Annotated in this window: 20 protein-coding genes; 2 read left to right on the forward strand and 18 right to left on the reverse strand. The window is 42.4% G+C overall.

Annotated features, from left to right (window positions below; translation table 11 throughout):
* Window positions 1–7: 7 nt before the first annotated feature.
* The 7 genes from AC6H04_RS01160 to AC6H04_RS01190 form a co-directional block, all read right to left on the reverse strand.
* A complete protein-coding gene (locus AC6H04_RS01160; RefSeq protein WP_497569948.1) occupies window positions 8–1,348 on the reverse strand; it encodes an extracellular solute-binding protein in 1,341 nt (446 codons plus the stop codon).
* Complete coding sequence (locus tag AC6H04_RS01165) at window positions 1,345–2,187, reverse strand: carbohydrate ABC transporter permease (protein ID WP_497569967.1); 843 nt, start codon at window positions 2,185–2,187, stop codon at window positions 1,345–1,347. Before AC6H04_RS01165 ends, AC6H04_RS01160 begins: the two co-directional genes overlap by 4 nt.
* Window positions 2,188–2,192: 5 nt before the next feature.
* Window positions 2,193–3,143, reverse strand: coding sequence for a carbohydrate ABC transporter permease (locus tag AC6H04_RS01170; RefSeq protein ID WP_497569949.1), 951 nt, complete (start codon window positions 3,141–3,143; stop codon window positions 2,193–2,195).
* Window positions 3,115–4,221, reverse strand: coding sequence for an ABC transporter ATP-binding protein (locus tag AC6H04_RS01175; protein WP_497569950.1), 1,107 nt, complete (start codon window positions 4,219–4,221; stop codon window positions 3,115–3,117). Before AC6H04_RS01175 ends, AC6H04_RS01170 begins: the two co-directional genes overlap by 29 nt.
* Window positions 4,222–4,736: 515 nt before the next feature.
* Complete coding sequence (gene adhE / locus AC6H04_RS01180; protein ID WP_497569968.1) at window positions 4,737–7,346, reverse strand: bifunctional acetaldehyde-CoA/alcohol dehydrogenase; 2,610 nt, start codon at window positions 7,344–7,346, stop codon at window positions 4,737–4,739.
* 352 nt (window positions 7,347–7,698) lie between these two features.
* Entirely contained in the window at window positions 7,699–8,226 is a 528-nt protein-coding gene (locus AC6H04_RS01185) for a DUF1836 domain-containing protein (RefSeq protein WP_497569951.1), read from the reverse strand.
* Between the two features lie 136 nt (window positions 8,227–8,362).
* A complete protein-coding gene (locus AC6H04_RS01190) occupies window positions 8,363–10,687 on the reverse strand; it encodes a cation-translocating P-type ATPase (protein WP_497569952.1) in 2,325 nt (774 codons plus the stop codon).
* Between the two features lie 152 nt (window positions 10,688–10,839).
* Between AC6H04_RS01190 and AC6H04_RS01195 the strand changes: the two genes are divergently transcribed.
* Window positions 10,840–11,688, forward strand: coding sequence for an aldo/keto reductase (locus AC6H04_RS01195; protein WP_497569953.1), 849 nt, complete (start codon window positions 10,840–10,842; stop codon window positions 11,686–11,688).
* A 69-nt stretch (window positions 11,689–11,757) separates the two neighbouring features.
* Here AC6H04_RS01195 and AC6H04_RS01200 read toward each other — a convergent pair whose 3' ends face one another.
* The 4 genes from AC6H04_RS01200 to AC6H04_RS01215 all read right to left on the reverse strand — a co-directional run bounded on the left by AC6H04_RS01200 (window position 11,758) and on the right by AC6H04_RS01215 (window position 15,806).
* Window positions 11,758–12,183: an Hsp20/alpha crystallin family protein gene (locus AC6H04_RS01200; RefSeq protein ID WP_497569954.1), complete on the reverse strand. Its 426-nt coding sequence runs from the start codon at window positions 12,181–12,183 to the stop codon at window positions 11,758–11,760.
* Window positions 12,184–12,483: 300 nt separating this feature from the next.
* Window positions 12,484–13,863: an L-fucose:H+ symporter permease gene (gene fucP / locus AC6H04_RS01205; RefSeq protein WP_497569955.1), complete on the reverse strand. Its 1,380-nt coding sequence runs from the start codon at window positions 13,861–13,863 to the stop codon at window positions 12,484–12,486.
* A gap of 61 nt (window positions 13,864–13,924) precedes the next feature.
* A complete protein-coding gene (gene rbsD / locus AC6H04_RS01210) occupies window positions 13,925–14,320 on the reverse strand; it encodes a D-ribose pyranase (RefSeq protein ID WP_497569956.1) in 396 nt (131 codons plus the stop codon).
* A 316-nt stretch (window positions 14,321–14,636) separates the two neighbouring features.
* On the reverse strand, window positions 14,637–15,806 hold the full coding sequence (locus AC6H04_RS01215; RefSeq protein WP_497569957.1) for an iron-containing alcohol dehydrogenase: 1,170 nt from the start codon (window positions 15,804–15,806) through the stop codon (window positions 14,637–14,639).
* A 425-nt stretch (window positions 15,807–16,231) separates the two neighbouring features.
* On the opposite strand from AC6H04_RS01215, the gene AC6H04_RS01220 reads away from it, so the two are divergent.
* Window positions 16,232–17,287 carry a prenyltransferase/squalene oxidase repeat-containing protein gene (locus AC6H04_RS01220; protein WP_497569958.1) on the forward strand — a complete coding sequence of 352 codons (1,056 nt, stop codon included), beginning with the start codon at window positions 16,232–16,234 and terminating at the stop codon, window positions 17,285–17,287.
* A gap of 67 nt (window positions 17,288–17,354) precedes the next feature.
* Here the strand turns inward: AC6H04_RS01220 and AC6H04_RS01225 are convergent, their stop codons facing one another.
* The 7 genes from AC6H04_RS01225 to AC6H04_RS01255 all read right to left on the reverse strand — a co-directional run.
* Window positions 17,355–17,933, reverse strand: coding sequence for a histidine phosphatase family protein (locus AC6H04_RS01225; protein WP_497569959.1), 579 nt, complete (start codon window positions 17,931–17,933; stop codon window positions 17,355–17,357).
* A 99-nt stretch (window positions 17,934–18,032) separates the two neighbouring features.
* On the reverse strand, window positions 18,033–18,767 hold the full coding sequence (locus AC6H04_RS01230) for an ECF transporter S component (protein ID WP_497569960.1): 735 nt from the start codon (window positions 18,765–18,767) through the stop codon (window positions 18,033–18,035).
* Window positions 18,764–20,422 carry an ABC transporter ATP-binding protein gene (locus AC6H04_RS01235; RefSeq protein WP_497569961.1) on the reverse strand — a complete coding sequence of 553 codons (1,659 nt, stop codon included), beginning with the start codon at window positions 20,420–20,422 and terminating at the stop codon, window positions 18,764–18,766. Before AC6H04_RS01235 ends, AC6H04_RS01230 begins: the two co-directional genes overlap by 4 nt.
* Complete coding sequence (locus AC6H04_RS01240) at window positions 20,398–21,330, reverse strand: energy-coupling factor transporter transmembrane component T (RefSeq protein ID WP_497569962.1); 933 nt, start codon at window positions 21,328–21,330, stop codon at window positions 20,398–20,400. Before AC6H04_RS01240 ends, AC6H04_RS01235 begins: the two co-directional genes overlap by 25 nt.
* Complete coding sequence (locus AC6H04_RS01245) at window positions 21,285–22,040, reverse strand: DUF4430 domain-containing protein (RefSeq protein WP_497569963.1); 756 nt, start codon at window positions 22,038–22,040, stop codon at window positions 21,285–21,287. Before AC6H04_RS01245 ends, AC6H04_RS01240 begins: the two co-directional genes overlap by 46 nt.
* 21 nt (window positions 22,041–22,061) lie before the next feature.
* A complete protein-coding gene (locus AC6H04_RS01250) occupies window positions 22,062–23,009 on the reverse strand; it encodes a prenyltransferase/squalene oxidase repeat-containing protein (protein ID WP_497569964.1) in 948 nt (315 codons plus the stop codon).
* Between the two features lie 24 nt (window positions 23,010–23,033).
* Window positions 23,034–23,794, reverse strand: a 761-nt coding sequence (locus AC6H04_RS01255) for a DUF4430 domain-containing protein (protein WP_497569965.1), incomplete at its 5' end; no start/stop codon positions are given.

A 23,794-nucleotide genomic window follows, 5' to 3' on the forward strand; every position in this document is an offset into this window, starting at 1 on the left:
GTGCCCCCTATTTATAGTGGTTAGCTCGATTGGTATTAGCAACTGAATCGTTTAATCCCTTTTCAGCAACTGCTAGTGCTTTATTAATATCCGTACCGTTATAGATTTGCGCCATGGCCGTTTGTGCCAAATTTCGCTCTTGAATGACACCCTCCATGAAGACACCCGAGTTAGCTGTATTAGCTTTAATCGTTGCTAATTGCTGGCTTGGTACTTGTGCAGAAGGATGCTGCTTATACAATTTTTGCAAAATAGGTTGGGTTTGAGAATCTTTATTAAGCGCTAAATAGCCGGTTGCAGCTTGCCATTGCGCCTGCGCTTTAGCCGTCATCACGTATTTCACGAATTCCCAGGCACCTTGCTGAACCGCTTTGGGCTTGTCGTTACTAATCCAAAGTGATGCACCACCAACTGCCACACCATTTCTGGGTTTACCATCCTGATGCGGATAATAGGTGATTCCCAGTTCATCTTTTGTACCAGCCAAAAGTTGACTGATATAAGCGGAAGATTGCATGAAAATACCTAATTTACCAGCAAGGAAAGCTGCAATTTCGTTGGATTCAGCTTGGCTGCCGGCTCCATAATCAATAAAGTCGCCTGCTTTAATATTCTTTCGAACCCAGCTCATAGCAGCTTGCGTTCCTGGCGTATTCAGATGCACCTTGGTTGGGATCCCCGTTCGACCGTCTTCATGGTTCGCCAAATGCTCATTACTATTAGCCATAAACTGTTCAAATAGCCAACCATACTCTTCAACAGTCAACCCTTTCACTTTGCCATGAGACTTAGCCGAAATGGCTTTGGCAACTCGAGTGATATCACTGTAAGAAGGATCCACCGGTGGTGCCTTAATCCCAAGACGTTTCAGTAACGAAGCATTATAATAAAGAACCGGTTGAGACGTATTGAACGGCATCGAAATTTGGCTACCGTGTTGTGAATAAAATGCCCGAGCTACCGGTGAAATCTTGCTAATATCATAATGATCCGCATCAATAAAGTGCTGCATTGGCGTGGCAACCTTAGCATGGTACAACTGACTGGTAGAAACATCCATGGACTGGAAGACTGCCGGTGATGCAGAAGTACCGTGAGTATGCAAAATCTTCTGCACAGCTTCGTTATAATTCCCTTCAAATTGGGGTTCCACGCGATATTTCGTTTGACTGGCATTAAACTCTTTAGCAAACTGCTTGAGTTGCTCCTGCCCGGGTCCTGTCATTTCGTGCCAAAAAACAACTCGGGTTCGGCTGGCTGCTTCCGATCTCGCACAAGCTCCCAATGGCAATATCAGTAACAGCATGCCCAGCGCAAACCACCAACGTTTATGTGTGAATGCCATCATTTAACCGCTCCTTCATTAAGACCAGCTTTAAAGTAATGTTGGCCCACAAATAGAATAATCAGTGTTGGAATCACCACGATTGCAGCGCTTGCCTGAATCATACCCCAGTTATTAAAACTTTCCTGTCCCTGAAGTTGGCGGAGACCATCTTGGACCGGCCGAAATGAATCACTGAAGGTTGTCAGCATTGGCCAAAGATATTGATTCCAGCTGCTTAGGAAACTATATGCTGCTAACGTCATCAGACTGACTTTCGTGTAAGGTAACGCTAGATGCCAGTAGAATTGCCAGTGAGAAAGCCCTTCAACATCAGCAGCTTCCTTCAATTCGACCGGCATTTGCATGAATGCTTGCCGTAACATAAAGGTCCCAAAGGCTGCGGTTAAAAAAGGAATGACCATAGCTGCATAGTGGTTCAATAGGCCCATGCTACGTACGGTAGAGAAGTTTGGGATGACCTCTGCTTCGAAGGGCAGCATCATGGTCATTAAAAACAGCATGAAGAGCTGCTTACGATATTTGAACTTAAGAAAAACAAACGCATAAGCTGACATCGAACACAGCAGGACTTGAAATAACATAGTAAGTGTTGAAATCACTAAGCTGTTCAATAAATACCTGAGGATCGGTGTCGTGGTGATTGCGGCCACATAGTTATCTAGTGAAATGTGCGAACTCCATAACGCACCTTTAGAAATATCTGCTGTGGGCATTAGGCTAGTCCACAATCCGAGCAAAAAAGGACCAAGAACTAAGAATGTCAGGAACAATAGCAGTACGTATTGACCTACTTTTTTAGCATTGGCAACATTGTTTCTTGTGGTAGCTGGTTGACTCATCTCCATTAGTAGTTCACCCGCTTTCCTAAAAGTTTAAACTGGATTAACGTGATCACTGCAATGATCGCCGTTAAGACCACCGATTCAGTGCTAGCAAGACCATAGTTACCATTAAGAAAAGCATCCTGATAAACTCGGTAAACAAGCAGATTAGTGGCATTATTTGGTCCACCAACCGTCATTAAATCAATTAAGCCAAAACTCTTAAAAGCATCAATCAACGTCACAATCAGAACAAAAAACAACGTTGGTGAAATCAATGGCAATGAGATCTTGAAAAACTGCGTTGTCTTACCCACACCAGCAATTTCGGCTGCTTCGAATAAACTGGCCGGTAACTGCTGCAATGCACCAAATAAAATCAGAAAGGTAAAACCGAGATTCATCCAAACCGTTGTCATAATGACAGCTAGCAGTGCAAAGTGCGGGTCCGCCAACCAGTTGATTTCTGGTAAATGCAGCGCCTGTGATATTTGGGCAAATACCCCGACTGATGGATTAAAGGCAAATAACCAAAAAATAGCGGCGACAGAAACTGAAATCCCCATTGTGGAAGAAAAAATCGTCCGGAAAAACCGAATTCCTTGTAATCGTTGCTGGGCCGCAACGGCCAGCAACATCCCCAGCATAATCGTTAACACCGAGACGGCCACAACGTACATCAAAGTCGCCCCTAAACTGGATAGATAAGCCGGGGTGTTAAAAAGATTCAGATAATTACTCAAACCAACAAAGACACTGGCATGACCTAAATTATCCGTTAGAAATAAACTAAGATATAGTGTCTTAATCATCGGCCAGAAAACAAATACCGACAAAATTAATAGCGATGGTCCAAGAAAGATGGCTACATAAAGATTGTCTTTACTCCATTGAGCAGCAGTTGATAATCGAACCGGTGCTGATTGTGCACCAGGATCCTTTGAATTAGAATTCCGCGGCAGCGACTGTAGCATCGTTTACGTCCCCCTTTTGATTAGCAATCAGTTCTTTGGAGTTCATATCAAATACCTCAAATTCCTTTACACTAACAATTCTGATCAAATCATCTGCAGCCACTTGCAGCTGACTATCAGCGACAACACGAAGCGTTTGAGAATCGTTCAGGACTGCAGTAATGACTGATTGATCCCCTAAGTATGAAACTGTGACTACCCGTGCATTAGCTTGTTGTGGACCAACTTTAATTTGAATATCCGCTGGCCGGATCCCCACTAGAACCTTGCTATCATTGACTCGCCCTTGGGACAGCGATAAATGTAACGCGGAATCAATAATCAGCTTGTGGCCAGCAACGTCCGCCGTCAGTAAGTTGATTTGTGGGGTGCCGAAAAACTGAGCGACAAACGCATTTTGGGGATGTTGATATAAATTAACCGGCGTATCTACCTGTTGAACTTTTTTATCATTCAACACCAGCACACGGTCTGCCATGGTCATGGCTTCGACTTGATCATGGGTGACATAAATGACCGTTAAACCTAGACTTCGCTGTAGCTGTTTTAATTCGACACGCATTTTGGCACGTAATTGTGCATCTAAGTTAGACAACGGTTCATCCATTAAACAAATTTTTGCTTCACTGGCAATTGCTCTTGCTAAAGCTACCCGTTGCCGCTGACCTCCTGAAAGTTCCTTGGGTTTACGATCCCGAAGTTCAGATAGGCTAACCATCGCTAGCGCGTCATCAACGCGGTGTTCAATTTCAGTAGTTGCTAATTGACGAGATTTAAGACCAAAGCCAACATTTTCAGCCACGGTCATAAATGGAAATAGTGCATAACTTTGAAACACCATGGATAAGGCGCGATCTTTTGGTGGCATTTGATTTGCGACCTTACCATTAATTAATAATTGACCGCTAGAAATCGATGTTAACCCGGCAATCATTCTTAAAAGGGTACTCTTTCCACATCCGGACGGTCCAACGATAACAAAAAACTCACCATCATTGATTTGAACGGAAACATTTTCGAGAACTGGTTGATTACTTCCTTCATACGTTTTTGACAGTTGCTCTAATGTAATTGTCAATCCCTTTCACCTGCTCACATAAGTTTAGTAGTGGCATTACACTACAACGCTAAGTGTAAAGAACCATCTTATCGTTTCTGCATAAATTACGTATCGAATGTGTAAAGGTCTTGGTAGACAGAGAAAATGCACGTTAAATCTTATTAGCAAATTACCTCCAAGATGTTATTTTAGCCGTAGGTCACCAGCGTGTTCATCTGCTGTGTCGGTGGTGTTAGGGCGTTTCGCCCTTACAGCACGGGACGACATCTAAGACGCGCGCTTTTTGCGTGGCTTAGATGCGAGGCGAAAGACCTTGGCTTTCGCTGGTCCCCACAGCGATGGACACGCTGGGGGGGCGAAGGCGGCATTACCCGCTCTTTTACTCCAATCGAAATGCGCTGCTTTTACATTGCTGAAACGCGCAAAAAACGGCAACGCCCGGCCATATAAGAAGAACCCCCACACAGTCCAAAACCAGACTGTATGGGGGTTCTTCTTATACTCTGGGCGTTAACCGCCTTTTTTTACGCTCTTTATTTTTCCACGCCTTTCCCCTCATACTCATCGATCATAATCTGACGCAGTTCGCCGATCAATGGTTCTTTAGGGTTGGCAGTTGTACATTGGTCCTCATATGCTAATTCAGCCAATTTATCAACTGTTTCATCGAAGTGCTTCTTATCAACGCCGTTTGCCTTCAAGCTCAAGGTAACGTCCACTGAGTGAGCTAATTCAATAATCTTGTTAACCAAGGCTTCCTTGAGTTCTTCCTTATTCTTGCCAGTTAAGCCAATGTATCTAGCAATTTCAGCATAGTCCTCATCCGCACGGAAGTATTCGTACTTAGGCCAAGTGGTCAGCTTACGAGGTTCCTTGAAGTTATAACGGATAACGTGTGGCAAAGTAATCGCAATCGCCAAACCATGAGGCAGGCCAAACTCACCACCAAGTTTGTGGGCGATTGAGTGGTTAACACCTAAGAAGGCGTTAGCGAAGGCCATACCAGCAATAGTAGCTGCGTTATGCATTTCTTCGCGGGCTTGTAAATCACCATTGTATGAAGCCGTTAAGTTTTCGAAGACTAACTTAATCGCTTGCAGTGACCATGGACGCGTGTAATCTGATGCCATGTTTGATACGAATGATTCAATGGCGTGGGTCAATACATCCAAACCAGCGTATGAAATGGTCTTCTTTGGTAAACTTTCGATGAATTGCGAATCCACAATCGCAACGTCTGGGGTCAAGGCATAGTCCGCTAATGGGTACTTAACGTGAGTCTTAGCATCCGTAATAACGGCAAATGGTGTGACTTCTGAACCAGTACCTGAAGTGGTTGGAATAGCAACGAATTGTGCTTTAGTTGCTTTTTCAAACTGGTAAGTCCGCTTCCGGATATCCAAGAACTTCTGCTTTGCGCCGAAGAAGCTTGCATCTGGATGCTCGTAGAATAACCACATGCACTTAGCGGCATCCATTGGTGAACCACCGCCTAAAGCGATAATCGTATCAGGCTGAAAGTTCTTCATTTGAGCATAGCCCTTTTCAACCGTATCAGTTGTTGGGTCTGATTCCATGACGGAGAAAAGTTGATATTCAAAGCCGTCTGGACGACGTTTCAGTTCGCCAAGCACCTTGTCAACGTACCCAAGTGAAATCATAGCTGGGTCAGCAACAATGAAGGCTTTCTTAATACCAGGCATATCGCCAAGGTAACGTACAGATGTCTTTTCAAAGTAAACTCGAGGTAATTTAATCCATTGCATATTATTCCGCCGCTTTGCAATTGTTTTAATGTTTAAAAGGTCAAACGATGAAACGTTGTGTGAAACAGAGTTCTTGCCCCATGAACCAGTACCAAGGGTCAATGAAGGAATCATTTCGTTATAAAGGTTACCGATACCACCAAGAGCTGATGGGGTGTTCACCAATACACGACTAGCCTTCATCTTGATGCCGTATTCAGTAGCCAGGTCTTCATCCAAGGTATGGATAGCTGCAGTATGACCAAGACCGCCAAAGTGGAGCAAGTCATTAGCAATCTTGAAGCCCTCTTCGTGGTTGGCTGACTTGTAAACGGAAATGACTGGGCAAAGTTTTTCAGCTGAAAGCCAGTTGTCTGGACCAACAGTGTTTAATTCAGCAGCTAAAACTTTAGTATCTTCGGGAACTTCAATCCCAGCTAATTTAGCAATATTAACGGCTGACATCCCAGCGATTGGGCCTTTAACACCACCCCGCTTTGGGTCATACATAGCATCCGCCAAAGCTTTTTGTTCTGACTTCTTGATGAAGAAGACTTTACGATCCTTCATTTCCTTCTTAACGGCATCGTAAATGTCGGTGTCAATAATGATACTGTTTTCAGTGGCACAAACCATCCCATTATCAAAAGTCTTTGAGAGTACGATATCGTTAACCGCACGTTTGATATTAGCGGTCTTTTCAATGTAAGCAGGACCATTACCAGGACCGACACCTAAAGCGGGCTTACCAGTTGAGTAAGCAGCTTTAACCATGCCAGGACCACCAGTAGCAAGGACTGAGGCAACTTGTGGGTGGTTCATCAAAGCAGTAGTTGCTTCAAGACTTGGTTCTTCAATCCACTGAATCACACCTTCAGGAGCACCGGCTGCAATAGCGGCATCGCGGACCACTTTAGCAGCTTCTACAGAACACTTCTGTGCTTGTGGATGGAAGGCAAAAATGATTGGGTTACGGGTCTTAACGGCAATTAATGACTTGAACATAGTCGTAGAAGTTGGGTTAGTCACTGGCGTTACACCAGCCAAAATTCCAAGGGGTTCTGCAACTTTGATCAATTGACGTTCTTTGTCATCTTCAATGATGCCAACGGTTTTATCATTCTTAATGCTGTGCCAAATTTCTTCGGTAGCAAACATGTTTTTAATGGCTTTGTCTTCCCAAACACCACGACCAGTTTCTTCCACAGCGAGTTTGGCTAACCGCATATGTTGGTCCAAACCGGCGATTGCCATTTGGTGCACAATGTGGTCGACTTTTTTCTGATCAAAATTATCCATCCCACACAGCGCATCGTGTGCTTTATTAACTAATTCATCAATCTGATCATTGATGCTAACAGGCTTTTTAGGCTTTTCATTATTTGATTTTGAATTCATTTCTTTTAACATTCTTAACCCTCCATCATGAAAATACTGGTTAATTTCTTTGTTATCTCTTTCACAAAGACTATAATATCATACTTTTTTTAAATGTAAATAGCTAAAATTAATTTGTTTTTTAATGATTTTTACTTGAAATCATCCTTATCATGTCGGTATATACAAGTGTTTTCATTGACAAAACAGGAATGTAAGCGGTTAACTTTATAGTTTGTGAAATTAAATACTATCGTTCAAGAAAGCGAAAATTTTCTTGAAAATAATTTTCATAATTGGCTTGAACCCTATCGTACTGGCATTCAAAAGCCAAATAAAAAAGTTCCGTAATAAATCGGAACTTTTTCAACGACTATTTCACTTTTTTAATGGGCTTAATTGGCTTCTGAATCATCCGCAGTAACTGCTCAGATTGGATCCGGTTTAAAATCGTATCGGCAGCAACCTGCATCAGCTTATCGTTCAAAGTTTTAGCAGGCGCTTCTGGTTGGCCTTGACCCAGATTCTTCAATGCAGTATTCAACACATCGATAAAATTATCGTAGGCCTGTTTGGGGAAGTCCCCCGCCGTTACTTGATCGATGCCATGTCGAATGGTTTCGGTTGAAAAGAGTGGTTTTAACAGCCCAATCAACAATAGATCCGCTAACTGCATGGTCTGATATTTCTTTTTGACTGGTGCAATAATCACCTGATGCTTAACGTAATTATTGATCATTGCTGGCGTGATGGGTTCAACACCTAACTGACCGATGGCATCATTAACAAAAGCCACGACCTGATCCATATACAAATCAAACTTGGGCAATTCACTCCAATGCGGTAACTTAACCTGACGAATCTGAGCTTCCCAGCGGTTATATTGATCGAATTCTGCCATTTTAGCCACTCCTTTATATAGTATATTCAACTACTTTACAATTATTGTAACACTTTTATCTAGTTTTATAAACTAGATAAAAGAAAGTTAAATAAAACCCGCTAGTTAATCTCACTGCGGGTCTAAAATCATCACATTAGCGCCAATTGATTCGCGCCAGTATTCGTTTACCAATAACTTCTTGAACCAAGTAAAAAAAGGGATAAATGCTAGCTAGTAGCGGCAGATAAACCAGTGCCATCTGCCAATTGAAGATACCTTCCAAAGAAAACAGCTTGCCAAAGAAAAGAAAAATCAAGGCGAAGCAACCTGCCATTAATAGTACCAACGCCAGTTTTAGCCGATTAAGCGGTCTGGCAACCATCAATAAAGCCACCAGACAAACAGCACCCGTCAACAGCACCGAAAGCGTCGAGGTCTCGGCGTAATTTAAATGAAACTGCACGCCACCTATTAAATCAATCACCAAAATATAAGCCACCACGCAAATAGCTGCTGGTGCTGCAATCACCATCACCTGTTTCATAAACTGTCCTGAAATTCGCTGGTAATTTGGTTCTAGTGCCAAAACAAAGGTGGGGATTCCTACCGTTAGGACTGAAATTGGCGTTAGCTGGATGGGTTGGAAAGGATACCCGTTGTGCATAAAAATAAAGATCAGACTTAATGCTACAGAATACATCGTTTTAATTAAAAACAGGGATGCCACCCTTTCAATGTTGTTGACAACTCGTCGACCCTCATTAAGCACGTTGAGCATGGCGTCAAAATTCGAATCAACTAAGACGAAATCAGCAATACTTTTAGCCGCTTCACTGCCGCTAGCCATTGCGATACCGCAATCCGCTTGCCGCAATGCTAAAATATCATTCACACCGTCACCGGTCATCGCAACTGAATGCCCCGCCCGCTGCCAAGCCATCACTAACTGTTTCTTCTGTGCGGGCGTCACACGGCCAAAAACGGTATATTTAGCGACTAATTGATCATAATCAATGTCACCTTCTAGGCGACTCATATCAATTAATCGCGACCAGTTTTTGATACCGGCTCGTGACGCAATGTTCGCCACTGTGGTTGGATTATCACCGGAAATGACTTTGAGGGCAACATCTTGATTCTGAAAGTATCGAAACGTCTCAACGGCGTTTTCACGAATTTCATCTTCGATTAAAATTAAGCCAAGTACTGTGACATCGCCTAGATTATCAGTATTCATTTCAGAAGTCTGGGCAATGCAGAGTACCCGATATCCCTCCGCCGCATATCCTTCAATCTGCTGTGCCAAACTGGCCGGTACCTGCTTGAGAACAAATTCTGGTGCGCCAATGACGTAGTTGCCTTGTTGAACACTGACACCGCTCCATTTCCGAGCTGAAGAGAACGGCACCACCTTAGTCGGCTGCCATCCCGGATTGGTTAAAACACTATTCAACGCACGGGCAGTTTCGTTATCGTCCCCGATGGCGTTAATGGTACCGCCAATCATCAGTTTCAACTGATCTAACGTCTGTTGATGCAGCGGAATTATTTTACTCAACTGGAGCTTGCCACTGGTAATAGTTCCCGTCTTATCTAATCCCAGAACATCAACGCGTGCCAAACTTTCGATGGCCGGTAATTCTCGCACTAAAACACGGCGCCGAGCAAGATTCATTGCTGAGACTGCTAGAGAAACCGACGTCAGCAAGACTAATCCTTCGGGAATCATGCCAATCATGGCAGCCGTTGTCCCTAGGATAGCCTGGTTAATACTACTATGATTTAATAAACGCGAAATAAAGAGTACGGTTCCCAGCGGTACGATAACGATGGTTAAAACTTTAATTATCCGATTAATGGTATTCAGCAACTGACTATTGGTGCTTTCTCCAGACTGAACTTCACCCGACATGGTATTGATAAAACTCTTCGCCCCAACATGGGTTGCTTGCACTACGGCTTGGCCACTGACCAGAAAACTGCCGGAAATCACCGAATCACCAGTTGTCTTAGCAATCGGTGTTGCTTCACCGGTAATTTGCGACTCATCCACTTCAATCCCCTTAGTCGCTAAAATCAGGCCATCAACTGGCAGCTGGTCACCACGATGCATCAGCAGCAGATCATCTTGGACGATTGCATCTTGATGAAGTTCTACCGTTCCGCTAGCTCGTTTAACCTCATAAGTGGATTCAGATAACAGGCTCATTTTATCAATTTGGCGCTTAGAACGAATTTCCTGAAAAATACCAATAGCCGTATTCACGATGGCAACTCCTAAAAACAGCTCGTTTTTATAGCTACCGGTAATCAGTACCAAAGCACCCAAAACCACGTTGATCAGGTTGAACCAAGTCAGTAAGTTATCCCGAAAAATGGCCTTTATCGAACGCGTTAACGACGGAGCAGGTTCGTTTTGCCGTCCGGTATCGATTCGCTGTTGTACTTGTTCAGCTGTTAAACCTTGTGAACTCGGCATGCTCCAAACCACCTTTCGTATCTCTTACTAACATTGTACAAAATTTATGAACAACTTGGGCTAATCTACCGATTTCTTTAAAGAAAAGCCAATATTTGTAAGCGCTTTTGCTATAATAAAAAGGAAGACTATCAGAGAAGGAGTACCAATTTATGGCTGAAACAACGATTAAACTGGCTGATGGCAACGAAATGCCACTGGTTGGCTTTGGAACTTACTTAATTAACACACAAGAGCTGATGGATACATCCATTAAAACCGCATTTGATGCTGGTTATCGACTATTTGACACGGCTCAACTTTACCGTAACGAGGATTTTCTGGGACAGACTTTAGTCAACCTGCAGATTCCTCGCGACCAGATATTCATCACTTCAAAGGTTGCCGAAATAAGTCAAGGATACGATAATACAATCAAAAGTATCGATGGCTCTCTAGAACGGCTAAAGACTAACTATCTTGATTTGTTATTGGTTCACTGGCCGGTACAAGAGTATTTCTTCGATACCTGGCGGGCGCTGGAAAAGCTTAAGGCCGACGGAAAAGTAAAATCGATTGGGGTTTCTAACTTTAGCGTGGCACATTTAGAGCTATTAAAGACTCAGGCAAAAGAGATGCCCGTGGTTAACCAAGTTGAGCGACACCCGTACTTGAATCAGCGGGGATTGGTGGCATTTGATAAAGCCCAAAATATCGTGACGCAAGCATGGAGTCCACTGGGGCGTGGCGTGACGCTAGATAACGAAATGCTGAAAAAAATGGCTGATCACCACCACGTTTCAGTTGCACAGCTGATTCTAAAGTGGCACCTGCAAAATGGTGTGGCTGTCATTCCAAAGTCTAAGACGCCTAGTCGAATTATTGAGAATCATCAATTGGACTTTGAATTATCCGAGGATGAAAGTGGCATGATCGACTTACTGAATCGTAATCAACGAACTGGTGATGATCCAGAAATTGTTTATGAAACTGGTAAACAGTACAAGGTTTACAAGGAATAGGCAGAAAAAAGCGTACCGAAAATTTTCGGTACGCTTTTTTAGTGGCTGCAATCAAATCATGTTCAGTAATTAGTCAATCGCAATGTGGTGGCTATCCTGCTTATCCTCAGTCATTTTTGGCAAAGTCAGTTTAAGAATTCCGCCATCATAAGTTGCTTTGACATTATCCTCATCAACGCCTGGCAGATAGAAGCTGCGGGTAATGTTGCTTGAGCTGCGTTCTTGACGGAGAACACGGCCCTTTTCATCCTTATCTTCCTTATCTAAGTTGTGAACGGCATTGATCCGTAGCGTGTTGTCCCGATAATCAATGTGAATGCCATCCTTCTTAAAGCCGGGTAGTTCAGCGGCGACTTCATAACCCTCGTCGTTTTCTTTAATATCAGTCTTCATATCATCACTGCCGAAGAATTTCTGACCAAAGTTACCGAAGTCGTTGAAGAAGTTCATTGGATCCAAATCGTTAAAGTTTCTGTTTGCTAAATAGTTAGTCATAGTGAAAAACCCCTTTCAGAATTTTAAACTAAGGTTAGTGGACAAGTGGTTCTTATCTCTTTACCAACCTTACATTGTTTATATTAGTCAGTATTGGTCAGGAATGCAAGAAATTAGCACTCGAATATTGAGAGTGCTAATTTCTTTTTTAATAATCCCCATAAACGCCTATTTTTCGGTATTTAAAAAAGTCTTCGAACGGGTATACAAATCACAGTTCGAAGACTTTTATTAGTTTTGACGACTAAAGGTCAAACTTTTTAAACATTTATCACTCAAATATACATCGCGATTTGATGACTAGTGTTCCTGAATTTCGTCAGGATGCTTTTTCTCGAAACGGTATTCAAGGAAGAAGTAAACCGTAATGTAGAGGAAGCAAAGTGCTGGCACAATGAATGAAAACTGCATAGAGCCAGATAAATCTGAAACCACACCTTGGATAGCTGGAACAATCGCCCCACCAATCAAGGCCATGACGATAACCGCACCAGCCGTTGCCGTATACTTCTTTTCTTTAACTTGATCCAACGTATGTGTATAAATGGTTGGCCATTCAGGACCAAAGAAAAAGCTGGTCATAATGGCTGCGTAAACCGCCGTCATGTTGGGAATCGTAAAGGTCAAGATAAGACTAATGACCCCAAGCAATGAATAAACGGTCAAAGTACCAGTGATCGAGAAGCGACTCATAAAGGTATTGGCAACCAACTTACCTACAAACCAAGCAATGTAACTAAAAATCATGAAGGTTGAAGCTGCTGAATCGGTAATACTGTGGTTTAAGTTCAAAGCCAACCGAATGGTGAACGACCAAACAGTCGTTTGAAGACCGGCGTAAATAAATTGGGTGAAGACACCCTTTTTGAAACCAGTATTATGCCAAAGGTACTTGATGGTTTCGCCTAATGCTGGGCGTTCTTCTTCAGCAACGCCACCTTCAACTTTAGCTTCAGCAGTGGCCTTTGCTCGTGGCATAGGAACCAAAGCAAAGATGATCAGCATCACGATCAAAACGATCAAGATGTACTTGTATGGCCGCAACGTTAATTGCAACATCTTTTCACCGTAAGCAATCCGAGCAGCACCGTGCATGTGAGCCATCTTATCAGATAAGTTACCAACCGTACCAAAGATCAGGTACTTTCCAAGCAAAATCCCAGTAATATCACCTAATGGAACAAGGGTCTGTGAAAAGTTCAAGCGCAACGTCGCATACTGCTTCGGTCCAAGCATTGAACTATAAGTATCACTAGCGGTTTCAAGGAAGCTCAAACCAATCGCAATCGCAAAAATAGCCACCAGGAACATGCTATAAGTTGCAACTCGCGAAGCTGGGAAGAACATTGCACAACCAAGAATATAGAAAATCAATCCGGTCATAATAGCGAATTTATAACTGTTCTTTTTAATAATTAATGATGCTGGAATCGCAATTAAGAAATAACCACCGTAGAAGGCACTTTGAACGAAGGCCGTAGCGGCATCGTTCAGTAAGAAAACCGTCTTGAACTGAGTGATTAAAATATCGTTTAAACTAGCAGCAGCTCCCCAAAGTGGGAAAATCAATGATACTAGGATAAATTGAAAAACGGGGGTTTTGCTTAAGTAGCCATCGGAAAGCTGTGTCCAGCCATGGGTCTTTTTAACACTGGTGTCTTTGGTTTCAGTAGTTTCCATGTTATAAACTCCTTTAGAATGATGATTGCGTTAGATAAAACCTTTTACTATAATCAAAAATTTAGAAAGTGACGCCTGATTCCAAAATAATGTTTGAGAATGGGGTCATTTCCCCCGTTCGAACAAAAGCATGGGTGTTAGCCAAGTTCTTCTTCAAATCAGAGTGAGGCATAAAGGCAACTTCAACGTCTGGCATAAGATCTTGAATGGCCTTCAGTTGATCAGGGTTTTGCGTCTTGATTTCATCAGCCAAGTAAATTTTTTGAACTTCTAATTCACTTAAAATATTCTTCAAAACATCAATAAAACTGGGTAATTGCTTAGTTAATGCCAAATCAATTTTCTTAGTACCCATGGGTACAGGCATACCAGCGTCACCAATACTGAGCCAGTCCATGTGACCCATCCCGGCAATGACCGTAGATAATTCTGAGTTAATGACAGTTGTTTTCTTCAAATTAAAACATCCTTTCACAAATCCGACAGTTAAATAATTGAATAATAACGATCAGTATAATAAGCACAAAATTTCGTAAACCGTTTTACCTCACAAAAAATACCGTATATAAACTAAAGTTCCACACAAGAAATTAGATTATCATAACCTGTAAACGATTGCAATAGCTAGGAACAAATGAAAATTAAATCGTGTATATTTTCACTAACTATGAAAGCGAGCTTTCATTGGAATTGAAATTTTTTCGTCAAAAAGGGTCTGAATCCCATTTTGGATTCAGACCCTTTCAATAAAATTCAATTTAGTTTAATGCGAATTACTCTTGGTCGTAAGCTTCTTGGAATAATTTAACGATATCTTCCTTAGTCCCTTTACGTGGGTTAGAGAAGGCGTTACCATCCTTCAAAGCATTCTCAGCCATCAATTCAAAGTCTTCTGGCTTTGCACCAATTGACTTGATTGAACGTGGAATGTTGACATCGTCACACATCTGACGCATTGCTTTGATAGCCAAGTCAGCAGCATCACGAGTTGATAAACCATCGGTGTTTTCACCCATAGCCTTGGCTAATTCAGCAAACCGTTCTGGGCAAGCTGGAATGTTGTACTTCTCAACGATTGGTAACAACATTGCACAGCAGACACCATGAGGTGCATCGTATTGACCACCCAATTGGTGAGCCATAGCATGAACGTAACCTAAGTCAGCGTTGTTGAATGCCATACCACCAAGCATTTCGGCTTCAACCATCTTGGTACGAGCTTCAAGGTTATGACCGTTTGAAACGGCTTCACGAAGACTCTCTTCAACTAACTTAATCGCTTCAATACATTGACCATCAGTGATTTCGTTACGGTTCGTTGAAACATATGGTTCGATAGCTTGAACAAAAGTATCCATACCAGTTGCAGCAGTTAGGCCCTTTGGTACGTCTAATTCAAGCATCGGGTCATTGAAGGAAACCAATGGAATGTTACGCCATGACACAACAACGAACTTCAACTTAGTCTCTTCGTTAGTGATCACACAGTGACGAGTCAATTCTGAAGCAGTTCCGGCAGTGGTGTTAACAGCCATCAATGGTGGTAATGGATTTTCAAGTGTTTCGATACCAGCTAACTTAGTGATGTCGTCACCGTTAGTTAAAATGATACCAGTTCCTTTACCACAATCATGAGAAGAACCACCACCAACAGTGATGATACTGTCACAGTTGTTGTCTAAGTACATTTTCTTTGAAGCTTTGATGTTACGGATCTTAGGGTTTGGTTCAACACCGTCAAAAACAACGTAATCAACACCTGCTGCATCCAAAGAAGCTAATGTTTGGGCAACTGGACCGTTTTCCATGCCTTCCAAAACCTTATCAGTAACGATCAAAGGCTTCTTCATGTTTAACATCTTGGCACGGTCACCAATTTTCTTGATAACACCTTTACCAAAGAAGTTGACACTTGGCATTAAGAAATCAAAGTTTTCCTTCATGATTGACACTCCTATTTTAAAATTTATATGTTACACATTTCACTTTTAATATAACACCAATACAAACTAGTGTAAACGTTTGTTTTTGTACTTTAATTAATCTTATCAAGTGCTAACATGACTGATATATAAGCAATACTCTACTTTTATCGAACACATTTCACAAGTTTGCGCTGATTTGATCTGGTACCTTCCTAAAAGCGGAAATAGATTGTTTTCACAAATGTTTTGCCAGGTTTTAGACCTTCTGGATGCGTCCGCCCACTATTTCTCAAGCTCCCTGAGTTAATTAAAATAATTATTCCAAATGGAAATATGACGACTATCTTTATTTTGAATAAATATTACAATTTATATTCAAATTCAACAAGAATGAAACAGCTTTCAATGTTAGAATTAAGGTATTAATTATTGGAGGTCCTAACATGAAGATCAATTCGAAAATAGCCATTTTGACCACATCTTTAGCAACTTTATTCACCCTTGGTGGTATTCAGCAACACACGGTTGCACATGCCGCAACGTTCCAAAAGGCATCGAGCAAAACCATTAAAGCCAAGACCAGTTCCACTTACAATTACGCTAAAAAAATGCTTGCCAAAAACAAGAACGGCTTTGATGCTGATTCAGCAGCCCTTTTTAGCAAGAAAGCTTACCCTGCTTCTGGTGCAGCCGATGGCTACTCAGATTTTCTACTGGGCTTAAAAGCTAACGGATACAAATTTACCAGTTCACAGAAAACACTGATCCGTAAAAACCTGGTTCTTAAATCAAACACCGATCCAGCCATCCTATCTAAAGCCATTATTGGCCTGAAGAGTATTGGTTATAATCCAGCTAAATATCGCCCATATGGTAGTAAAAAGGACGTTAATCTTGTAGATCAGCTGTACAAATCAAAGATCAGTTCACAAACTACCAGTACCCTTAGCCAAGTTCTGATTGCCTTATCAACAGGCAATTACAGTCGTCCTAAGACCGCCAAATTCAGCAAAACCAGTTTAGCTAACAGTTTGGCTAAATTACAACAAAGTAATAACGGCTGGGCATACGATAACAAACTTGCCGATGTTGATACGGATACCAGTGCCATGGCAGTCACTGCCTTAGCCCGAGCTAAATCATCCGCAAAAACAGTTAAAACAAGTTTGTCTAAGGGACAAGCCTTCTTGAAGTCACAGGCATCAACAAACGGTGCTTATGGCTACAACTACCTCGGCAAGACTTATCTCAACGCTAATTCAACTGCAGAGGCTATCATTGCCTTCTCAGTAAGATCAAGCACCAACAAGTACATGAACAGTGTGGCATCTCAAAAAGCACAGACTGCTTCGCCAATGGTTGCCATGTTAGGTTACGTTAACCATGACGGTACCATCAAAGGATCATCAAGTGATGTATATGGTGTCGGCCAAGTTAACTTAGCACTTGCTTCATACAAGAGCCCGCAACTGCACCGCTCCGTTTACACGATTAAATAAAGTCTAATTTTAATCAAAAAGCACTTGTTTTGAGTTCATCAAAACAAGTGCTTTTTGCTGTCGTTGATTACTGATTCCAAGTATCAACCGAAAAATGTCGATCTGTATAATCAATGCACGTATAGTTTCCCTGGGTTAGTTGAATCCCCCAAAAGGGTCTTTCGGGAAATAAGTCATGCATGATCACTCGAATCGTCCCCAGATGAGTGACAAGGGCCACCGAACTATTATCAGGCGTATTGTCGACTAGTGTGCGAAAACCCGATTTAATTCGGTTTTCATGCTTCACGTATGGCTCAGATGCAGGTGGCGTATACCCAAAAGAATCAGCTAACCAGCGCTCCCATTCAACCGGAAACTTAGCCTGGATTTGGTCGGCGTCTAAGCCTTCCCATTCACCAAACCCCCACTCATCTAAAAAGGGCGCCACTTCATACCGCTGATGAGGGAAAATTAGTTTTGCCGATTGATGGGTTCGTATACGGCTACTGACGAGGATCCTGTCGATTGTTCGTCCCTTAAATTTGCCGTGCACGACCTCACACTGTTTTTGACCAGTCTGATTAATGGCAACATCATCTGTACCGTAGAATTTGCGTTGCAGGTTATAATCAGTTTCTCCATGCCGAATAAAATACAATTTCATAACCTTTCCACCACCTTAATATGAGGTTGCCTACTCACAAAGGGCTCAATTCACCGTAGAATTGAGCCCTTTAATTCGTTTAAATGATTGACCTGATGACTAAAAACTTTGCCGATCAATTTCCTGCTGAACATTTGCCAACCCGTACTTGTACTTAAATCGAATAATAATTTTATACCACGATTCGTAGAAGAAAAACAATAAAACAGCAGTGGTAATCCCATGAGTTAAATCAAAGTAAAAGCTGGTGGCAAAAGCCGCTATGAACGTTTTAATATTTAACGGCTGAACATAAACCATGGCATACCAAAGGTCCATGATCCAACCAAATAAAAAGCCGTAGACAACACCCAGTGGCGCCAAGAATTTTCGGTTATGCGACCATTTAAAGTTACGAATCAACCCAGCGGAGATACCCATTAATCCCCAAGCAAACATTTGCCAAGGCGTCCAAGGACCTTGACCCAAAAATAGATTAGAGACTAAGGCAGACGTTGAACCTACGATAAAACCAGCCTCTGGTCCCAGAGTCAGCCCCGTCATCACCACCACAAAACTGGTGGGTTTCACACCAGGTATCGCAGCCATGGCAACTCTTCCTAGAGCTGCAATCGTCGCCAAGACCGCCAAAAAAACAATTTCTCTGGCTTCCGAATTACGCGTTTCAAAGTGCCAATAAAATGGCAGCATACTAGCTACTAAACAAATAAGACTCAGTAAAAGGTAGTGCTGATCCCCGTTAAAAAAGGAAATCCAAACTAGCGCAGCAATAAAGATGGCGATTGAAACAAAGTACCCACTACGGTGCTTAATTTTATCAACAAGATTATTCAAGGTGTGACCTCCCCTCGCTGAATCACTTTAGGTAGCTGATAACGCAACATACGGTTGACCGTGGTCGTGTAGAAAAAGTTATCCGCAAAGAACTGATGCGGTTCCGCTTGAGCCACGAGTTTACCATCGAACAGCAACGCACATTGAGTCGCAAACTGGGCACTAAAATTCATGTCATGGCTCACCATTACAACGGTCAGCTCCTGCTCCACCTGCAGTTTCTCCAGAATATCACCCAGTTCCTGACGTCGGATAGGATCCAACCCCTTTGTTGGTTCATCCATAAACAGTAGCTTGGGGTTAGAAAACAGTAGTATCCCAAGGGCAATCAGCTGCTGTTCACCACCACTGGCATCATACGGATTGCGGTCAGCAATATTTTCAATGGTGAGTTTTTTGAGCATTGATTCAGCTGCAGATTCTGGATCATCTATCTTCAGCTGTTTTGCACGCTCAACAAATTCTTCACGTACTGTATCGTAGCTAAAATAGTCGCTTGGGGTTTGAGAGAGGTAGGAAACTTCCCTGTAAAATTGATCCGTATTTTTTAACCAATAACTTAATTTTTTACCTAATAGCTGAACCCGTCCGCGTCGTAATGACAGTAATCCCATGATGGACTTCAATAAGGTGGTTTTGCCGGTCCCATTCTTACCAATGATTGCGAGCCAGTCTTGTTTATGAACGGTTAAATTCAAGTCATTTAAAATATAATTGCCATTTTTATCATACTCAAATGCAAGGTGAGATAGTTTTGCGACCACTGGCTGTTGGGACTGGTCATCCCTAACTTGAAGATTGCCATTCAACTTAACGTGATTAGTCTGCAACACCTCGCGCCCTGCTGCCACTGTCAGCGGTAGGTCAGCTAACTGCAGCTTATTCGGTAAGTCTTCCTGTAAGAAAAGGTAGGGCACGTCTGGAATGAAGCTTTTCAGATGAGGCTCTTGAGAGATGCTTTTCAAGACTTCAGCTACAGATCCCTTAGCTTTTAGTTCCCCATGCTGAAGAATCCAGAGTTTATTTGATAACGGCAATACGTCATCTAAGATATGTTCGCTCATCACAATAGCAATTCCAAGTTCATCATGAACCCGACTCAGCAATGAAATGAATTCTTTGGTGGCAATGGGGTCCAACTGTGCCGTTGGTTCATCTAAAATCAGTAATTTCGGCCGTAAAATCAAAACTGCCGCTAAGTTAACCAACTGTTTTTGCCCACCTGATAGGTTCTGTACGTTTTCATACAAGATGTCTTGCAGGCCTAAAAAACTAACCAGTTCAGCAATCCGCTGCTGAATCACATCAGTTGGCACATTGATATTCTCCAACGAAAACGCTAATTCCTGAATGACATTATCCATCACCAATTGATCGTCAGGATTTTGAAACACCATGCCAATACTTTGCGCGCTTTCCCGTTTGGGTAGTTTTGAGATTGGTTGACCTTCAAAATAAATCTCACCTGCACGTTTTCCAACAGGCCACAGTTCCGGTTTCATTTGTCGTAGCAGCGTTGTTTTACCACTGCCGGAATCCCCAGCAATCGTAATAAAGTCACCAGAATTAACGGTGAGGTTAATATCTGACAAACTCTTGTGCTTTGCCAGTGAATATTCAAAGTTAAAATCTACGACCTTAATAAGTTCCACCATAGCCACTCCCATGCTTCTAGAATTAACGGAAAACTAAACAGCAACACCACGCCAAGTAGCACTAACCAACCGGTAGGCGTCAATGCAATCGTTCCCAAACTCGGATAAACCGTCATTCGGCCAATACCACGACTAGCTGCGTAGAAGCAAATTCCGGCTAGGGGCAGATACCAGGCCAGTGATATAAAATCACGTGTGGTAAAACGATAGCGCTGATAACTGGAACGTTTACCACTGCCATAACCCCGAGCACTCATGGAATCTGCTGTCTGGAGTGCATCAGTGAAAGACTGAATCAATAAAACCTGCATCATCTTGACCACACCAAGCCCTCTTTGGCGGCTACTTCCTTTCGTAACCGCAATCCCACGAATTTTTTGCGCTTGCGAAATATTTTTTAGCCGTAAAATGAACAGTGGCACAAACCGCAAAGTAATCATGGTTAATAACGTAAGTTTCGGCGATATTCTTGAGAATAAATACATGAATTTTTGACTGGTCAATACCTTGTTATAAGACAGAAAGGTTAACAGCACGATGATCAAAGACAAGGCCATCATAAACCCGTAGAAGATCGATTCGGCAGTAATAATGGTGCCTCCAAACGTCCAAATAACGTGTGTCCCTCGATTATTGACCAAAGGATTTAAAATCATGATAAAGGCAGTCATGAACAGACTGCCTTCCAAAACCATTAGCATTTGTTTACCGGTATGTGCAACAAAGTCCACACAAACGACTAAAAGCAGTTCAACCAATAAAAAGATGGGGTGCAAGAAAACCATTGAACAGGCAATTGTCACAACGTAATAAGTAAACATCACCCACGGATTGAGTTGTTCAAAAACCAGAGTCGAACGGCTTACCCGTTCCACCCGCGATCGCCGCTGCCTTGTGTCCATACCCATTGAACGACATCTCCACTCTTAACTTTATAAGCACCGGCACTGTAGCTTGAATAAGCACCGTTAACACTGTAAAGCCAGCCACCGCCAGCTCCGCCAGATCCAGCGTATTTGCCATTAATCATCGTGATATACGCCGAACTGCCACTACCAGAATAGCCAATCTTAAAGCCCTTTTGCTTTGACAAACTCTGCAAGACGCTAAAAACGGTCGCGCCTTTTTTATACGTGATGTTGCCAGAAGCCAACACCTTATTGCCTGTGCTAATAGGGCCGTAGATGCGTACAGTGACCGGCTTCGTCACACCCTTATTGGTTGACGATGACTTCTTAACGGCTGACGCTTTACCCGCTTTAAGATAACTATGCCAGATCCAGCCACTCACTTTTTTGTCTGCAGACTTAACGTAAACGTAGGAATACGTTTTATGATTACTTTTTTTGATTGTCGCTTTTTTATACGAATAAAAGGTCGTGTGCTTATAGTTCTTCCCATAGTGGTTCACCTTCGTCAGATGACTTGTGGAATAAAAACTACCACTGGTCACGTGATACGCTTTTTTGGAAACCTTACTATAGGATACCTTGACCACCTTGGTCGTTTTTGCCTGAGCAGTCTCAGCGTAATTTGTGGTGACTGTAGCAGCCCCAACAAAGCCAAAGACTGTCAGCACACCCACTACGGCAAATTTAATCATTTTGCTAGCTTTCATGATGACCCCTCCTTAGACAAATTAGAATTTAAAAATAGAGCCCTTGTTGGCCTTGAAGTAACTGTACTGCTCCAGAGCATAAGCAGACTGTTGGGTCGCCATCTGCAGCGAACCGGAGTTGCTTCCCATCCACCATCTGAATTGACCAGATGACTTTTGATATTTGATTAAACGCTTAATGGGTGTCACGCCACTCTTTGTCTTCAGTTTTTCTGGGTTTACGCCCACTGCAGAAAGTCCTGCGATTGCCAAAGCATCAGAGTTTGCGTTAGCTTTCTTAGAAAACGAACCAGCAATCACAAAATCACCCGTTTTTTTCGAAAATGCCTTAGTTTCAAGTAACTTAACTGCCTTTGAAATAGCAGTGTTCACACCGCTATAGTTCTTATGCATCCCTAATGCCATCAGCGCCATACCAGTAACGTCTACATCACTAGTGTGACCACTGATTTCCCAGCCACCCTTTGAATCTTGGGCTTTAACAACTTGAGAAACTAGGGTTTTGATAGTTGCATTACTTTTACTACCATAGTTTTTCGTACTGAGAGCAATGATACCGAAAATTTTTGCCAGAACGCCCGCGTTTGACTTAGGCGCTGTTTTAATAATGCCGTTCACTAAGTTTTTGCCACGATACTTGGTTGGATTATACCCCATTGATACCGCACCAATCAGCGTTCGTTCATAATCAACCGCTGCGTAATGACCATCTAAATCTTTAAACTGACCTGCTAAGCTTTTGGCAAATACTTTCTTAGCTGCTGAACTCATACCATGCGGTGAACGTTTTACTGCCAACGCATCCCAGCAATTAAGCTCACTTTTTTTCGTATGTCCTTTAATATAGCTGACACTGGAATTAATCGATTTCGTATAATATGGGGTAGATGCGTGGGCAGTCCCCGCCATAAAGCCCGCAGCGAGACCAACAGTCCCAAGCATCAACAATAGTGCTTTCATCTTTTTCATATTAGTCACAAATCCTTTCGTTAATTAATGTTGACTTGCTACTGGGGAATGACGGTCCTTACCTAAATTCTCCGTATAAAGCCACTGAATGTTGTCACCGCTTTTAACCTTTTTCTTTCCAGCCGCATAACCAGGGAATTTATTGTTCACTGAGTATAACCAGCCGCTACCAGAACCGTGATCAAATTCAAACAGGCCGCCAATCCCGCGAATATATGTGCTACCGCCGCCTCCTTGATAAGCCAACGAAACGTGTTTTTCCTTAGCGACTTTTTTCAATACCGAAGCAACCGTCTCGCCCCTGGTAATCTCAACTCGGGTGCCCCGAAGCATCACTTTATTGCCCTTACTAATGGGGCCTCGAACTGTCAACGAACAGGTACTTGCCCTTTTAGACGGTGTTTTGGCGGTTGCGACCACCTTTGCAGCAGAACTATGATGGTTCTTTTTGATTGTCGCAATTTTTGCCTGAGACTTATTTTCCTGACTTTCGTTCTTTAAAGCTGCAGCACTACTCTTTGTTTTGCCAGTAGCTTTTTCTTCCGGCTTTGAAGTTGCCGTAGAACTAGCCGAGCTGGCACTCTTAGCAGGTGCTTTGGCTGTGCTGCTAGCCGATGTTTTATCGCTGCTATACGTATTATTGGCCGACTTATTACCCTTGTTCATTGCTGAATAACCAGCAAATCCCAAGCCAATGATAACCAATAAACTCAATACGATCATTGTTATTTTTCGTTTAGACACGATAAATCCTGCTACTGATAACTTATAAAAAGTTATAGATT

Source organism: Secundilactobacillus sp. MJ173 (genome assembly GCF_059704265.1).

Coding starts and splice junctions, on each gene's coding strand:
- AC6H04_RS01225 (WP_497569959.1), bottom strand. CDS start 17,933: ATGAAATTGTATTTTATTCGGCATGGAGAAACTGATTATAACCTGCAA.
- AC6H04_RS01200 (WP_497569954.1), bottom strand. CDS start 12,183: ATGACTAACTATTTAGCAAACAGAAACTTTAACGATTTGGATCCAATG.
- AC6H04_RS01220 (WP_497569958.1), top strand. CDS start 16,232: ATGAAGATCAATTCGAAAATAGCCATTTTGACCACATCTTTAGCAACT.
- AC6H04_RS01245 (WP_497569963.1), bottom strand. CDS start 22,040: ATGAAAGCTAGCAAAATGATTAAATTTGCCGTAGTGGGTGTGCTGACA.
- AC6H04_RS01240 (WP_497569962.1), bottom strand. CDS start 21,330: ATGGGTATGGACACAAGGCAGCGGCGATCGCGGGTGGAACGGGTAAGC.
- AC6H04_RS01165 (WP_497569967.1), bottom strand. CDS start 2,187: ATGAGTCAACCAGCTACCACAAGAAACAATGTTGCCAATGCTAAAAAA.
- AC6H04_RS01170 (WP_497569949.1), bottom strand. CDS start 3,143: ATGCTACAGTCGCTGCCGCGGAATTCTAATTCAAAGGATCCTGGTGCA.
- adhE (WP_497569968.1), bottom strand. CDS start 7,346: ATGAATTCAAAATCAAATAATGAAAAGCCTAAAAAGCCTGTTAGCATC.
- AC6H04_RS01250 (WP_497569964.1), bottom strand. CDS start 23,009: ATGAAAAAGATGAAAGCACTATTGTTGATGCTTGGGACTGTTGGTCTC.
- AC6H04_RS01160 (WP_497569948.1), bottom strand. CDS start 1,348: ATGATGGCATTCACACATAAACGTTGGTGGTTTGCGCTGGGCATGCTG.
- AC6H04_RS01235 (WP_497569961.1), bottom strand. CDS start 20,422: ATGGTGGAACTTATTAAGGTCGTAGATTTTAACTTTGAATATTCACTG.
- AC6H04_RS01190 (WP_497569952.1), bottom strand. CDS start 10,687: ATGCCGAGTTCACAAGGTTTAACAGCTGAACAAGTACAACAGCGAATC.
- AC6H04_RS01215 (WP_497569957.1), bottom strand. CDS start 15,806: ATGAAGGAAAACTTTGATTTCTTAATGCCAAGTGTCAACTTCTTTGGT.
- AC6H04_RS01195 (WP_497569953.1), top strand. CDS start 10,840: ATGGCTGAAACAACGATTAAACTGGCTGATGGCAACGAAATGCCACTG.
- AC6H04_RS01185 (WP_497569951.1), bottom strand. CDS start 8,226: ATGGCAGAATTCGATCAATATAACCGCTGGGAAGCTCAGATTCGTCAG.
- fucP (WP_497569955.1), bottom strand. CDS start 13,863: ATGGAAACTACTGAAACCAAAGACACCAGTGTTAAAAAGACCCATGGC.